At 58.8% G+C, this 13,092-nt stretch carries 16 protein-coding genes; 9 read left to right on the top strand and 7 right to left on the bottom strand.

Going from position 1 to position 13,092, the window contains the following annotated elements:
- Window positions 1-4: 4 nt before the first annotated feature.
- From NBH12_RS11145 to NBH12_RS07800, 3 genes are all read right to left on the bottom strand, one after another.
- Window positions 5-79, bottom strand: coding sequence for a 50S ribosomal protein bL37 (locus NBH12_RS11145; protein WP_003817083.1), 75 nt, complete (start codon window positions 77-79; stop codon window positions 5-7).
- Window positions 80-185: 106 nt separating this feature from the next.
- Window positions 186-1,130 (bottom strand): aldose 1-epimerase family protein, encoded by a 945-nt coding sequence (locus NBH12_RS07805; protein ID WP_052828970.1) that lies wholly within the window; start codon window positions 1,128-1,130, stop codon window positions 186-188.
- Between the two features lie 134 nt (window positions 1,131-1,264).
- Complete coding sequence (locus NBH12_RS07800; RefSeq protein ID WP_003832094.1) at window positions 1,265-2,221, bottom strand: aldose 1-epimerase family protein; 957 nt, start codon at window positions 2,219-2,221, stop codon at window positions 1,265-1,267.
- Window positions 2,222-2,416: 195 nt separating this feature from the next.
- Between NBH12_RS07800 and NBH12_RS07795 the strand changes: the two genes are divergently transcribed.
- The gene (locus tag NBH12_RS07795; RefSeq protein ID WP_003830592.1) at window positions 2,417-3,505 is read left to right on the top strand and encodes a 4-hydroxy-3-methylbut-2-enyl diphosphate reductase; all 1,089 of its coding nucleotides are present in this window, start codon (window positions 2,417-2,419) and stop codon (window positions 3,503-3,505) included.
- Window positions 3,506-3,545: 40 nt separating this feature from the next.
- Here the strand turns inward: NBH12_RS07795 and ybaK are convergent, their stop codons facing one another.
- The 3 genes from ybaK to NBH12_RS07780 all read right to left on the bottom strand — a co-directional run bounded on the left by ybaK (window position 3,546) and on the right by NBH12_RS07780 (window position 6,164).
- Window positions 3,546-4,052, bottom strand: a complete 507-nt coding sequence (gene ybaK / locus NBH12_RS07790; protein WP_003830593.1) for a Cys-tRNA(Pro) deacylase — start codon at window positions 4,050-4,052, stop codon at window positions 3,546-3,548.
- A 93-nt stretch (window positions 4,053-4,145) separates the two neighbouring features.
- On the bottom strand, window positions 4,146-5,204 hold the full coding sequence (gene gap, locus NBH12_RS07785; RefSeq protein WP_003830594.1) for a type I glyceraldehyde-3-phosphate dehydrogenase: 1,059 nt from the start codon (window positions 5,202-5,204) through the stop codon (window positions 4,146-4,148).
- A 234-nt stretch (window positions 5,205-5,438) separates the two neighbouring features.
- A complete protein-coding gene (locus NBH12_RS07780; protein WP_124880125.1) occupies window positions 5,439-6,164 on the bottom strand; it encodes a thiamine diphosphokinase in 726 nt (241 codons plus the stop codon).
- Between the two features lie 57 nt (window positions 6,165-6,221).
- Between NBH12_RS07780 and NBH12_RS07775 the strand changes: the two genes are divergently transcribed.
- From NBH12_RS07775 to rplT, 5 genes are all read left to right on the top strand, one after another.
- On the top strand, window positions 6,222-6,425 hold the full coding sequence (locus NBH12_RS07775; protein ID WP_224743756.1) for a hypothetical protein: 204 nt from the start codon (window positions 6,222-6,224) through the stop codon (window positions 6,423-6,425).
- Complete coding sequence (locus NBH12_RS07770) at window positions 6,412-6,552, top strand: hypothetical protein (RefSeq protein ID WP_230846495.1); 141 nt, start codon at window positions 6,412-6,414, stop codon at window positions 6,550-6,552. Before NBH12_RS07775 ends, NBH12_RS07770 begins: the two co-directional genes overlap by 14 nt.
- Before the next feature lie 171 nt (window positions 6,553-6,723).
- Window positions 6,724-7,509, top strand: coding sequence for a translation initiation factor IF-3 (gene infC, locus NBH12_RS07765; RefSeq protein WP_044051872.1), 786 nt, complete (start codon window positions 6,724-6,726; stop codon window positions 7,507-7,509).
- Window positions 7,490-7,684, top strand: coding sequence for a 50S ribosomal protein L35 (gene rpmI / locus NBH12_RS07760; protein ID WP_014483610.1), 195 nt, complete (start codon window positions 7,490-7,492; stop codon window positions 7,682-7,684). Before infC ends, rpmI begins: the two co-directional genes overlap by 20 nt.
- A gap of 51 nt (window positions 7,685-7,735) precedes the next feature.
- A complete protein-coding gene (rplT, locus tag NBH12_RS07755) occupies window positions 7,736-8,119 on the top strand; it encodes a 50S ribosomal protein L20 (RefSeq protein ID WP_007052594.1) in 384 nt (127 codons plus the stop codon).
- Between the two features lie 101 nt (window positions 8,120-8,220).
- Here the strand turns inward: rplT and NBH12_RS07750 are convergent, their stop codons facing one another.
- Window positions 8,221-9,381, bottom strand: coding sequence for a CdaR family transcriptional regulator (locus NBH12_RS07750; protein ID WP_014483611.1), 1,161 nt, complete (start codon window positions 9,379-9,381; stop codon window positions 8,221-8,223).
- Window positions 9,382-9,634: 253 nt separating this feature from the next.
- On the opposite strand from NBH12_RS07750, the gene NBH12_RS07745 reads away from it, so the two are divergent.
- Genes NBH12_RS07745 through xerD form a run of 3 tightly spaced genes read left to right on the top strand, consistent with a single transcriptional unit; the run spans window position 9,635 to window position 13,088 of the window.
- Window positions 9,635-10,930, top strand: coding sequence for a GntP family permease (locus NBH12_RS07745; protein WP_014483612.1), 1,296 nt, complete (start codon window positions 9,635-9,637; stop codon window positions 10,928-10,930).
- Window positions 10,931-10,968: 38 nt separating this feature from the next.
- Complete coding sequence (locus NBH12_RS07740) at window positions 10,969-12,123, top strand: glycerate kinase (RefSeq protein WP_065465791.1); 1,155 nt, start codon at window positions 10,969-10,971, stop codon at window positions 12,121-12,123.
- A gap of 35 nt (window positions 12,124-12,158) precedes the next feature.
- Window positions 12,159-13,088: a site-specific tyrosine recombinase XerD gene (gene xerD / locus NBH12_RS07735; protein ID WP_250819339.1), complete on the top strand. Its 930-nt coding sequence runs from the start codon at window positions 12,159-12,161 to the stop codon at window positions 13,086-13,088.
- The last annotated feature ends 4 nt before the right edge of the window (window positions 13,089-13,092 follow it).

The raw sequence follows: 13,092 nt of genomic DNA, 5'->3' as shown, positions 1-13,092 counted from the left end.
AGAATCAGGCGTTTGGACGCTTGCCGTGGTTGGCGGCCTTCTTACGACGATCCTTGCGCTTACGTCCGCGCATGCCCATGATGGACTCCTTTGCTGCAGTAAAAAAATAAGCCTTCGAAATTATGCCACATGAGCGCGACGTTCTCAAACCGCGCGCCCATATGGCGCACATTCGGCTGATTGGTTCAGAGCTGCTCGGCCTGGAACGTGACCACAGTGGTGTAATCAGCGCCTGGTTCGAGCACGACCAGATCCTTGCCGGTACGGAATGCATCGGCGTAGGCAGTCATCGGTTCGACGGCCACACCGGGCTGACGGACTTTCTCGCCAATCTCGTTGCCGGTGCAGACCTGCCAGGAATTGATGGTCTTGTCGCCGGCCAGAGTGACCTTGATACCATCGGGGCGGGTGAATACGGCAGAAGTGCTGCCGTCAGCACTGCGGTTGGTGATGTCGGTCCAGGCGTCATCGAAGTCGCGCCCCTCAAGGGTGGGGTTGCCGCGCAGATCGAAGATGCCGGAGACCGGCTCTTCGCCAGTGGGCAGCAGATGCTCGTCAACAGTCACGTGAGTGTCGCAATGCAGCTCGAGGCGGCATGGCTCGTTGTCGGCGGTGATGGCCGGGCCAGTGGCATGCTTGCCGTTGGCAAGCCACGGGTGAATGCCGAACGCCCACGGTGCCTTCACGGCGTCGTTGTTGTGCACGGTGAAGGTCTCCGTAAGGCCGTTCTCGTCCAACGCGTAGGTGGCGGTGATGGTGATGTCGAACGGATATCCGGCGATGTCGGGGGAGCGCCATGAGAGCGTCACATGCGATTCCTGCAGGTCCTCAAGCTCCCACATATAACGGTAGGCATAGCCGTGCAGGGAGGATTGACGGTCAAATTCGTCGATCGGCATCTGATAGTCTTCACCGTCGAAGGAATACTGTCCATTGGTCACGCGGTTCGGGTACGGTGCCAGCACACATCCGTTGCAGCAGGGAATCACCTTGTCCGGGTCGAAGGGGACGATGATGTCTTCGCCGCGCCATTTCAGTTCGCGCAAGCTGGCGCCCAGCTCAGTGACAACGGCACTCCATTCGCCGGATGAGATGGCGTATTGGTTACCGGTGCGAGGCTTCAAAGCCATAGTGCACACTCCTTTGTGAAAGCGTATTGTTACCGCTCGCAATCGTACCGCATCAGCGTTGGGACGCGGCGTATATAGATAACAAAATTGGCTCTCCTCAATGAGGAGAGCCAATTCATAGGGCTATTTCTGGATTACTTCTGGGCTACTTCATAACGCACCACAGTGGTGTAATCACTATCGGGTGCGAGTGTCACCAGATGGTTGCCGGTGCGGAAGGCGTTGGCCGGGGCGGTCATCGGTTCGACGGCGATGCCGTACGGATGCTCGGCAAATGGAGCTCCCGTGGCGGTGTAGCACTGCCAGGCATTGATGGTTTCGTCGCCGATCAGCTTCACTTCGATACCATCAGGACGGGTGAACGTGGTAGTGGTCGTGCCATCGGCGGCGCGCTCCACATCAACCCAGGCGTCATCGAAAGCGCGGCCTTCGAGCGTCGGACCATCGTTCAGATCGTAGATGCCGGCAACAGGTTCAGTGCCGGTGGGAATCAGCGCCTCGTTCACCGTCACATGACTGGCGGCCTTGATCTGCAGATGGCAGGCGGCGGAGTCGGCATCGCGTTCGGCGGAAGTCGCGCCCTGCTCGCCGTTGGCAAGCCACGGGTGCAGGCCAAGAGCCCAAGGTGCCGGCTCGTCGCCATCATTGCGGGCATTGATGGTCACGGTCATGCCATTTTCGCCCAATTCGTAGGTCACGGTCACGGTCACATCGAACGGGTATCCGTCCAGGTTGGGGAAGCGCAGTGAAAGCGTCACGGCGCTGTCGGTGAGCGATTCGAGCTTCCACATGTAGTGGTAGGCGTATCCATGGTTCGCGTTGTTGCGCGGAGCCGGGTGATATTCGTTGACCGGAGCGCAGTAGTGCTTGCCGTTGAAATCGTATTCACCGTTTTCAATACGGTTTGGCCAAGGGGCCAGCACGTATCCGTTGCAGGTCGGGGTCAGATCGTTGACCCCGAATGGACAGAAGATTTCCTTGCCGTTGAAGTCGAACCGGCGGATTTTCGCGCCTAGCTCGCAAATCACAGCGGAGTAGTCGCCGTGGTGAATCGAATACTGGTTGCCGGTGCGTGGCGTTTTGCTCGTCATGGAATCACTCCCGTAGTGAGGATGGATGGTTCGGTAGCTCCTGCTATCGCTGGCCTCAGTCTAGCGCGTTTCCGCTGTCGAAGCGGGATTGGCGGTGGCTATGGAGTCGGCACGTGTATCAGGAAAGAGCATTGCGGGTGGTGAACGTGGCGAGTGTCACATCGTACGCGAAAAACGCGGGGATTCTTTGAAAAGATGGCGGAGCACGGGCTCTGGCACAGGAGGTTGGCAGTAACCTCCTGTAGTCCCTGCTTTACACTGGAGAACAGTGTTGACATTCAGGAGGTTCCGATGACCAAAAGTGTGGTGCTCGCCGACCCGCGCGGGTTTTGCGCTGGTGTGGATCGTGCGATTCTCACCGTGCAAACGATTCTTAAGGCTGCGGAATCGTCTGGGAAGCTCCACCGTGAGGATGGTCTGCCACCGGTGTATGTGCGTAGGCAAATCGTGCATAACAAGCATGTGGTCGAGGATTTGGCAGGCCAGGGTGCGGTATTCGTCCAAGAGTTGAGCGAGATTCCGGATGCGGCCGCTGCGGCTGGCATTCCGGTGGTGTTTTCCGCTCATGGCGTATCTCCGGTGGTGAAGTCAGAGGCTCAGCGCCGTGGTATGCACGTGGTGGACGCTACTTGCCCGCTGGTAGGCAAGGTGCATCGTGAAGTGTTGCGTTTTGTGCGCGAGGGGTATGAGATTGTCTACATCGGGCATAAAGGGCACGATGAGGCGGTTGGCGTAGTGGGGGAGAGCCCCGAGCATGTGCATCTGATTGAGCATGAATCGGATGTCGATTCGCTGGATTTTGCACCCGACACCAAGTTGGTGTTGCTTTCGCAGACGACATTGAGCGTGGATGAAACGGCCGGCACCATTGCTGCGTTGAAGGCTCGTTTTCCGTGGATTGAGGAGCCTCCGAGCTCTGATATTTGCTATGCTACGTCGAATCGTCAGGCGGCGGTGAAGTTGGTGGCCCAGCAGTCCGATTGTGTGGTGATTGTCGGATCGGCCAACTCTTCGAACTCCGTACGTCTGATGGAAGTGGCTCAGGAGGGCTTGGGCGAGCGAGGCAAGGCCTACCGCGTGGATGATGCCAACGAGCTTGATCCGTCATGGTTTGAGGGCGTGGAATCCGTGGGCATTTCCTCGGGCGCCTCCGTGCCGGATGAGTTGGTTTCCGGTGTGATTGATACTTTGCGCAATCAGGGTTTCACCGGCATGAAATCGGTGGAAACCATCAAGGAAAACATGCACTTCGTGCTGCCTGCCGAGCTGCGCCGGAAGAAATAGTCATCCTTGGCTCCCCTCTGTGAGGGGAGCCAAGACAAAGTCACCACGTGCCGATTGGCGCGGCGACGGCGTCCAACACCTTGAGCAGGTCCTGCGGATTGACGCCTACGGACAGGCCGCGCTTGCCGCCGGAGACCAGAATCTGGTCGAATTGCAATGCGCTTTCGTCTAATACGGTTTTATGATGCGTCTTCTGACCCAAAGGCGAAATGCCGCCGACCACATAGCCGGATTCGCGCATAGCCACTTTGGGGTCGGCCATCGAAGCCTTCTTGGCGCCCGCTGCCGCGGCCAGAGCCTTCAAATCCATATGCCCGCTGACCGGCACCACGCCCACCACACGCTCCGAGCCGGTGTCCGCCATAAGCGTCTTGAACACCTGGTGTTCGTCGAAACCGAGCTTGGTGGCCGCTTCCACGCCGTAGCCATCGTCCATGTGATCGTTGGAATGCTCATATTCATAGACGTGGAATTCGACGCCCGCTTTTTCCAGCTGGACGGTCGCCGGAGTGGATCCTGCGCCTTTATCGTGCTTCTTCTTTGCCATGATTACCGTTCTACTACGAAGAGACCCCCGCACAAGGCGGGGGTCTCACAGCTTAGTTCTCAAACGAACCGTAGCGGCCTAGACCGCAGTGGTTCACTCGGAGATCTCAGCGAAGTACAGCAGGGTACGGATCATGTTGGAGGTGAAGCCGTACTCGTTGTCGTAGAAGGACACGGTGCGAGCCAGGGTCACGCCGTCAATGGTGTTGACGTCGGTCTGGGTCGGGTCGAACACGCCACCGTGGGTGTCGCCGAGGATGTCGGAGGAAACGATGCCCTCATCGTTGTAGCCGTAGTAGTCGGTGTCGGAGAAGGCGGCCTTGAAGGCTTCGTTGATCTCGTCGGCGGTGGTCTCGGTGTTCAGAACGGTGGTCAGCTCGGTGACGGAGCCGTCCGGGACCTGGACGCGCTGGGCGTGGCCCTGCAGCTTGCCGTTCACGGACGGAACGACCTTGCCGATGGCCTTGGCAGCGCCGGTGGAGTGGGCGATGGTGTTGATGGCGGCGGCGCGCAGGTTGCGGCCGGTCTTGGTGCCACGCGGGCCATCGAGCAGCATCTGGGTGCCGGTGTAGGCGTGGATGGTGGTCATGAAGCCGGCCTTGATGCCGAACTTCTCGTCCAGCAGCTTGACCATGGCGGCCATGGAGTTGGTGGTGCAGGAGCCGGCGGAGACAATCACGTCGGAAGCCTTGAGGATGTCGTGGTTCACGCCGAACACGACGGTCGGGGTGGTGTCATCCTTGGCCGGGGCGGAGATCAGGACCTTCTTGGCGCCAGCGTTGATGTGAGCCTGGGACTTCTCAGCGGAGGTGTAGAAGCCGGTGCACTCGAGCACGTACTCGACACCGTCGTTCTTGACCCACGGAATGTTGTTGGCGTCCTTCTCGGCGTAGACCTTGTATTCCTTGCCGTCGACGATGATGGAGTCCTCGGTGGCCTTGACGTCGACCGGGGTGCCGTCGTCATGACGGAAGGTGCCGTGGGTGCTGTCGTACTTCAGCAGGTAAGCCAGGGTAGCCGGGGTGGTCAGATCGTTGATGGCGGCAACCTCGATGTCACCAGCCTGGCCGCCGCGAGCCTGCAGCTCGAAAATGCGACGGAAGGCGAGACGACCGATGCGACCGAAGCCGTTGATACCAATCTTAACTGTCATGTAATTCTCCCTTGTAGGGTGCCCGTGGTGCGCTCTGGCACACCGGGCCATTGTTTACCAACAGTTGCTACTGTAATGCCGACTCTGTACACATGGCAATGTCTGAGCGTGCGTTTTGAGCAAAAACGTCGTATTTTTTGTGAGCGCTCACATTGTGGATCGCCGGCAACCGATATGCGGTTTCCCGTATTGAACCGACGGCGTGAATCCACGGAAGCTGGGGCTCACGTCCGGTCAGCGAACCAACAGCTTGGACACTTCGGTGTCCAGCTTGCCGATGCCGCCACTGAATTCATGGAAACGGCTTACCTGCGGCAATGCCACTTCGATGGGGAAGGTGACGATCAAGGTACCATGTTCCACGCTGATGGCGGCATCTATGCCGTCGCGGAACTCATTGCTGACGCCTTGCACCATCGTGTTGGTCAGCGTGCCGTCTTTGAGTTCGTATTTCAATCCTGGTTCGTTCACGCCAACTGAAACATCGGAGTGGGAGAACGCCGACACCATTCGTCCGTCCTCGGGTACCGGGTGTGCGGGGAAGGAGAGCTTGCCATCCGTGATTGCTGTGACTATCAGTCCGTCGCCATACAGATATCCGCTTGCCCCGTGCCCAGCCAGCAAGGTCATGAGATGAATGCCGGAAATCGTATGGTCAATGCGTCCGCCCAGACCTCCATAGACATGGAATTCTCGGCAGCCCGCCGCCCAGCCGACTTTCAAGGCGGAGAGCATGTCCGGGTCATCCTTCAGCGAGGGCAGCGTAATCGTGCGTACGTCGGTGCGGGGCGGGCGTCCTTCCAATGAGTCGAAATCGCCCACCACCACATCGGGGGCGATGCCCAGCTCGCGCGTATGATCCAGTCCGCCATCGGCCGCTACCACATACGCGCCATCCGGCACCACGGGAGTTCCGGCATAGTATTCTCCGGCTCCGAAAATCACGCATACCTTACTCATATCCGACTACTGTAGCCGTTGCGCGGCCTGCGGGGAAGAAAATTCGGCAATGGGAACATGCTGACGGCCGACGTGCCGAATACCACGAACCGCGAACTGTTCGCCAAGAAGCCGGGTTCCGGCTCCGAAGAGAACTCCATGCAGCAGGCCTCCAAGGCACTCAACCTGCGTGAGACCACTTACGAGCGAACCGGACTCATCGTCGACCATTCTCACAGACGACAAAGCGCCGGTCGAAGTGCTGGGCATGCATGCCATTGATCAAATCATCGCCGAGGAAGCCGGCCCGTATCGTCAGATTCTGAAAGATGAGGGTATTGGCGGCCTGCTGCGCGCCGTGCAGCAGGGAACCCGACACACGGCCCGTCAATGTCCGGGCATATGGTAGACTTTCCGTTTGGCTTGAGAAATCAAGAAAGCGGGGCACCCCCACCTGGAAGCTTTTCAAGGCCTCGGGTTCAAGGCAAACAGCCTAGCGATTGTGCCAGATGAATGAGCGCAATCAGGAATGACGATATGTCTGCGTGCATGTGCGTGAATGCGTATGTTCCGGCTTGCCATGAACCATCGAGCGTTGATTGCATTTCATCAAGGAGCCCTGCCCAAGGAATTGAAGCAGAGGATTGGAGTCATCATCAGCGACGAACCACGCATTAACGACGAGATTCGCGTCCCGCAGGTACGCCTGATCGGCCCGAAGGGCGAGCAGGTGGGCGTCATCGCGACCACCGTCGCGCTGAACCTGGCCAAGGAGGCAAACCTCGATCTCGTCGAGGTGGCCCCGAACGCGAAGCCTCCGGTCGCCAAGCTCATCGATTACGGCAAGTTCAAGTACAACGAGAAGATCAAGGCTCGTGAAGCTCGTCGTAACCAGAGCACCGCGGAAATCAAGGAGATTCGTTTCCGCCTGAAGATCGACGACCACGATTTCGACGTGAAGAAGGGCCATGTGACCCGCTTCCTCAACGGAGGCGACAAGGTCAAAGTCACCATCATGTTGCGCGGTCGTGAGATCTCCCGCCCGATCGGTGGTGTGGAACTGCTGCAGCGTCTGGCCGACGATGTCGAGGAATTCGGCACCGTTGAGTCCAAGCCGAAGCAGGAGGGTCGCAACATCATCATGACCCTCGCGCCGAAGGGCAAGAAGGTGCATACCCAGTCCGAGCAGCGCCGTCGTGGCGCCGAGTCCCGCGCCGAGCGTCAGGCTCGTCAGGCGGCTCGCCTGGCGGCCAAGCAGGAGTCGCAGGCTCAGGCCGCGGCCGATGCGAAGACCGCGATTTCTCAGAAGACTTCCGACAAGAAGCAAACCAGCAAGGAGGGCAGCAATGCCGAAGATGAAAACTAATTCCGCCGCTTCCAAGCGCGCTCGTATCACCGGCTCCGGCAAGGTGATGCAGGCCGGTTCCGCCATGCGCCACAACCTCGAGCACAAGTCCGCTCGCAAGCGTCGCGCTCTGTCCGCCGATGCCGTGCTGCGCGGTGGCCAGGCCAAGAAGCTGCACCAGCTGCTGCAGAAGTGAGCTTAGGGCTTACAGGAACAAACAAGACTTTAGAAAGCTGAGGAATAGATTATGGCACGTGTCAAGCGCGCAGTGAACGCCCACAAGAAGCGTCGCGTTGTTCTCGAGAGGGCTTCCGGCTACCGCGGCCAGCGCTCCCGCCTGTACCGCAAGGCTAAGGAACAGCTGCTGCACTCCTTTAACTACAACTTCCGCGACCGTAAGGCTCGCAAGGGCGATTTCCGCAAGCTGTGGATCCAGCGCATCAACGCTGCCGTCCGCGCTGAGGGCATCACCTACAACCGCTTCATCCAGGGCCTGCGTCTCGCCGGCATCGAGCTGGATCGTCGCGCTCTGGCTGAGATCGCCGTCTCCGACCCGGACACCTTCAAGACCATCGTGGACGCCGCCAAGGCCGCCCTGCCTGAGGACGTCAACGCTCCGGTTGAGGCCTGATTGCCGCCTCTGAACGACATTGTTCCGTGACTTTCGGTCATGGAACGTCAAGTCCCGTCACCCATCGGTGACGGGACTTTTCATATTCGCGGCGACGATGCTCAGCTAGGGTCTTCGCCGGTGAACGAGCGGTAGTTTCGGATAAGGAATGCCAGTTCCAGTACGGTGTGGTCATCGAGCTTGCGCGGATTGTAGCCGGTTTGCTCGGCGATGGCGTTGAGATGGTTCTGCAATGTGTTCTTGTGGATGAACAGGCTATCGGCGGCCCGGCTCACGCTTCCGTTGTATCGGGTGTACGCGTTGAACGCCGTCTGGAAGGCGTCGATTCGTTGATCATCCAGACCCGCGAAGATGTTCTGCACGAACTGTTCGCTTATGGATTGCTGCATCGCCGGCAGCAGCATGCCGAGCCCGATATTGCTGTATTCCTCCACTCGTGCACCATGGGTGAAACGGAGCCATTCCACAGCTGCGGTTGCCTGTCGGTAGCTGCGCCAATATTGATTCGCCGACGTTTCCATGCTTCCTATGCCAATGCTGATCGGGCGTCCCAAGACATGGCTTATCTCTTTTTGCAGATCGGACAGTACTCCCATATGGTGTTCATCAAGTTGACCCATTGAGCCGACTTGATCGGTGATGGCGAATAATATGCAGAATCCACGCGCCGAAGTTCTGAATATCGACTCGCTGCCTGAAGGAAAACGCTTATCCAACGCATTGAGCAGAGCGTTACGCTTGGTGTGGTCGGCGTCGGCATTGGTGCAACGTCCGAGCACGATGCATCGCGGTATTGACAGGTCGACATCGAGCGTGGAAGACAGATAGGAGACGAGATCCTCATCGTTGTGCTGCGATACCAGTAAATTGATGAGATTCGTCATCATCATGCGTTGGTCGAAACGTGTGATCTGCTCGACGTTTTCCCGAATCAGTATTTCCGTCATTTTGGTGATCATGATGCCGAATGGCTCGACTTCGTGCCGCTGGCCGGTGATGCCGATGACCGCGACAACCGAATCGCCGAACATGACCGGTGCGTTGATGCCGTTGCGGGCGCCTATGAACTGATTATCGCCATCCACTGCCACGGTCCGTTTCCGCTCCGCCGCAAGACGCGCGGCATCGTGGAAGGTGCCGATGCGCGTTGCGTCGGTGCTGGCGATCATTTTGCCGTGCGCATCAAAGAAATTGATATCGTAGCGGATAATGCCCTTGATGTTCTCAACAATGGTCTGCGCTATGCGCGGGTCTATGTCCATGACGTCCTCGTCTGTTCTAGGCAATACACGAAATGTTCTGTGTAACATTATTGCATGGCTGGCGAAAACGGAAGTTCGTTCTGTGGAATATTGTGACGCTCGTGTTTTCCAAGAATAATGTGTATTACATAAATCGTGACCGTATAGATAGATTTTTTTTGATGGTCTCTATACTACGTTCCAATGAAGAGACGTCGTGAGTCCATCACCCTGACGCTGTGCGGAAACGGTAAGACAATCAAAGGAGATTCTGATGGTAGAAGGCATTTCGATTGCATGGTGGGCGGCGTTGCTCGGCCTTGCATTGGCCATAGTGCTGATTCTTAAAAAACTCAACGCCACATATGCGCTGTTGCTCGGGGCCATTGTCGGATGTCTGGTCGGCGGAGCGTCGCTGACCCAGACGGTGAGCGTCGTTGTGGCGGGTGGCCAAAGCGTTATGGGCACCATCGTGCGTGTGCTGGCTGCCGGCATTCTGGCTGGTGTGATGATGGAGTCCGGTGCCGCCAATCGCATCGCCAAAACCATCGTTTCCAAATTCGGCGAAAGCCTCGCGATCTTTTCGCTGGCGTTCGCCACGATGATTATCTGCGCGGTAGGTGTGTTCATCCCGGTTGCGGTGCTTATTGTGGCGCCAATTGCCATTGAGGTCGGCAATCGATTGGGCATCTCCAAGCTGGCGCTATTGGTGGCCTTGTCTGGCGGAGGCAAGGCGGGCAACATCATGTCTCCCAACCCGAACACCATCGCCGCGGCTTCCGGGTTCGGCGTGCAGCCTTCCCAGGTGATGATCGGCAGCGTCGTGCCGGCATTGTGTGGTCTGGCGGTGGCCGTATTGCTGGCCACGGTATTGCGCAAGCATGGCGCGGCACCTACTGCTGCCGAGGTGGATACCGGCGACACCGACGATGCCCATTTGCCGCCGATCGGCCGCGCTCTGGTTGCCCCGGTCGTCGCCGTGGTACTGCTGCTGATCAATCCGGTCGGCAGTCTGCTGCACATCGAAGTGTTGTCGATGTTCCAGATCGATGCCATGTACATTCTCCCGTTGGCCGCCCTGATCGGACTGTTCGCAATGAGGCAGGGGAAGAACCTGCTGGCTTTCACCAAGGCCGGGCTCGCACGCATGACCGACGTCGTACTCATCCTGATTGGCGCCGGCGCGATTGGCGGGTTGATCACGAATTCCGACTTGTCCACGCAGATTGTCGGCCTTATCAAGGCCTGGGGCGTTTCCGGCTCGCTGCTCGCTCCTCTGGCCGGCATTCTGATGGCTGCCGCCACCGCCTCGACCTCCACGGGTGTGATTCTCGGCTCCAGCTCCTTCGGATCCTCGATTCTCGGCTTTGGCGTATCCCCGGTGGCCGCCGCCGTGACGATGCAGGCCGGCGCAACCGTCATCGATCATCTGCCGCACGGCAACTACTTCCACGTCACGGCACAGGCCATGAAGATGACCGTCGGCGAACGCATGAAGAGTGTGCCGTTCGAGTCATTGGTCGGTCTGACCATGACCTGCGTTGCGACCTTGATATACATGGTGTTCTGAGTATTGGTTCGTGGATGGTAATGAATAAAGGAGAAGCTATGAAATTCGTGATCGCGCCGGATTCCTTCAAGGGGTGCATGACGGCAAAACAGGCCGGTGAGGCCATTCGCGCGGGACTGCTGCGGGTGTTCCCGGACGCCGAATATGTGATGGTGCCCATGGCCGACGGCGGCGAAGGCACGGTTCGTTCCTTGGTGGACGCCACCCAAGGTCATATGCGCAGCGCAAAGGTGCTGAATCCGTTGCAGTTCGAGACGACGGTGGAATATGGCATCCTTGGCAACACGGGAGATGAGGACAAAACCGCGGTGATCGAGATGGCGGCTGCCAGCGGCATCCAGTTCGTTACCGAAAGCACCCGGAACCCGCTTGTCACCACCACATACGGAACCGGCCAACTTATGATGCATGCTCTGGATGACGGGGCCCGCACGATTATCCTCGGCGTGGGTGGGTCGGCGACCAATGATGGCGGAGCCGGCATGGCCGAAGCTCTGGGAGTGCGTTTTCTGGACGCGCATGGCGATCCCATTCCTCGTGGTGGCGGATTCCTTGACCGGCTTGTCACCGTGGATGTGTCGGGCGTCGATCCACGTATCGCGCACACGCGCATCCTGATCGCCTCCGATGTGACCAACCCGTTGGTGGGGCCGACCGGAGCCTCGGCGGTATTCGGTCCGCAGAAGGGCGCGACGCCGCAGATGGTCACCCAACTCGACAATAATCTTGCCCATTATGCGGCGGTGATCAAGGATCAACTGGGCATCGATGTGGCCCATACGCCCGGAGCCGGCGGCGCAGGCGGTCTTGGCGCGGGACTGCTCGCCTTCACCCAGTCCACGATGCGTGCCGGCGTGGATATCGTCTCTTCCACGGTCCGTCTTGTCGAGCGCGCCGAAGGTGCCGACTACTGCTTCACCGGCGAAGGCGGCATTGACTTTCAGACGAAATTCGGCAAAACGCCGATGGGAGTGGCCAAGGCGGTGCGAGAGCGTAATCCGCATATCGGTGTGGTCGCTTTTGCCGGACATGTGGGCGAAGGCATCGACCAACTCTATGACGTGGGCATCGATGCGGTGTTCGGCATTGTTCCCGGTGCCATGCCATTGAACGAGGCCATTGCCGATGGGCCAAGGAATCTCATTCGCGCGGCGGAAAACGTCGGACGTCTGATACGTCTCGGACGGCGTTGAGGCCGGCACAGAACGATGGCGTAATATGAGCCGTTATGGGCGTTGATGGATTCGGCACACTGCGGGAGCAGTTCCTTGTGCATATCGGCATCGAACGGGGACTCGCCAACGCCACCGTCTCCGCCTACGAATCCGACCTCAATACATATGTCGCCTGGCTTCAGACCCATGGCATCACCAAGCCGGATGATATAGCCAAACAGGATGTCGAGGACTATATCGCCGCACTTGATGCGGACGGGGAATCCGCGCGAACCAAGGCCCGCCGATTGGCCTCCATCCACGAATTTCACCGTTTTGCCTTGGCCCAGCATGCGGTATCGGCGGATGTGGCCGCTTCGGTCAAAGCCCCCAAAGGGGCCAGTGTGTTGCCGGACGTGTTGAGCGTTGACGAGGTGTCCCGGCTGCTGGATGCCGCAGCCGTCGGCGGTTCCACCGACCCGGTGGTGTTGCGGGACAAGGCCCTTCTCGAATTCATGTACGCCACCGGATGCCGCGTCTCGGAGGCCGTGGGCACGAATATGGACGATATCGACCTCGATGAGAAAGTCGTCCGATTGATGGGCAAGGGGTCCAAGCAGCGTTTGGTCCCGCTGGGCAGCTTTGCATGCAAAGCGGTCACGGCATATCTCAATGCGGGCCGAGAAGAGCTGGAACACAGGTCGACGGTCAAGGTTCCCGAGCGTCGGGCGCTGTTCCTGAACAAGCGAGGCAGACGAATCTCTCGGCAATCGGTGTGGGAGGTGGTCAAAACGGCGGGGGAGCGTGCCGGTATCACCAAGCCGTTGCATCCGCACACCCTGCGTCATTCGTTCGCCACCCATCTGATTCAGGGTGGCGCGGACGTGCGTACCGTGCAGGAACTGTTGGGGCATGCCAGCGTCACCACCACGCAGATTTATACGCATGTCAGTCCCGAAGCGCTTATCGAAACCTATCTCACCGCCCATCCTCGGGCGCGATGACCGA

This window comes from Bifidobacterium sp. M3-N-101 (assembly GCF_023656805.1).
GTDB classification, from domain to species: domain Bacteria; phylum Actinomycetota; class Actinomycetes; order Actinomycetales; family Bifidobacteriaceae; genus Bifidobacterium; species Bifidobacterium breve.
The sequence above is the reverse complement of the archived record's forward strand: the minus strand, read 5'-3'. Positions and strand labels throughout refer to the sequence as shown.

Coding starts and splice junctions, on each gene's coding strand:
- NBH12_RS07805 (WP_052828970.1), bottom strand. CDS start 1,130: ATGGCTTTGAAGCCTCGCACCGGTAACCAATACGCCATCTCATCCGGC.
- NBH12_RS07800 (WP_003832094.1), bottom strand. CDS start 2,221: ATGACGAGCAAAACGCCACGCACCGGCAACCAGTATTCGATTCACCAC.
- NBH12_RS07795 (WP_003830592.1), top strand. CDS start 2,417: ATGGCGGAGCACGGGCTCTGGCACAGGAGGTTGGCAGTAACCTCCTGT.
- ybaK (WP_003830593.1), bottom strand. CDS start 4,052: ATGGCAAAGAAGAAGCACGATAAAGGCGCAGGATCCACTCCGGCGACC.
- gap (WP_003830594.1), bottom strand. CDS start 5,204: ATGACAGTTAAGATTGGTATCAACGGCTTCGGTCGCATCGGTCGTCTC.
- NBH12_RS07780 (WP_124880125.1), bottom strand. CDS start 6,164: ATGAGTAAGGTATGCGTGATTTTCGGAGCCGGAGAATACTATGCCGGA.
- NBH12_RS07775 (WP_224743756.1), top strand. CDS start 6,222: ATGCTGACGGCCGACGTGCCGAATACCACGAACCGCGAACTGTTCGCC.
- NBH12_RS07770 (WP_230846495.1), top strand. CDS start 6,412: ATGCATGCCATTGATCAAATCATCGCCGAGGAAGCCGGCCCGTATCGT.
- infC (WP_044051872.1), top strand. CDS start 6,724: ATGAACCATCGAGCGTTGATTGCATTTCATCAAGGAGCCCTGCCCAAG.
- rpmI (WP_014483610.1), top strand. CDS start 7,490: ATGCCGAAGATGAAAACTAATTCCGCCGCTTCCAAGCGCGCTCGTATC.
- rplT (WP_007052594.1), top strand. CDS start 7,736: ATGGCACGTGTCAAGCGCGCAGTGAACGCCCACAAGAAGCGTCGCGTT.
- NBH12_RS07750 (WP_014483611.1), bottom strand. CDS start 9,381: ATGGACATAGACCCGCGCATAGCGCAGACCATTGTTGAGAACATCAAG.
- NBH12_RS07745 (WP_014483612.1), top strand. CDS start 9,635: ATGGTAGAAGGCATTTCGATTGCATGGTGGGCGGCGTTGCTCGGCCTT.
- NBH12_RS07740 (WP_065465791.1), top strand. CDS start 10,969: ATGAAATTCGTGATCGCGCCGGATTCCTTCAAGGGGTGCATGACGGCA.
- xerD (WP_250819339.1), top strand. CDS start 12,159: ATGGGCGTTGATGGATTCGGCACACTGCGGGAGCAGTTCCTTGTGCAT.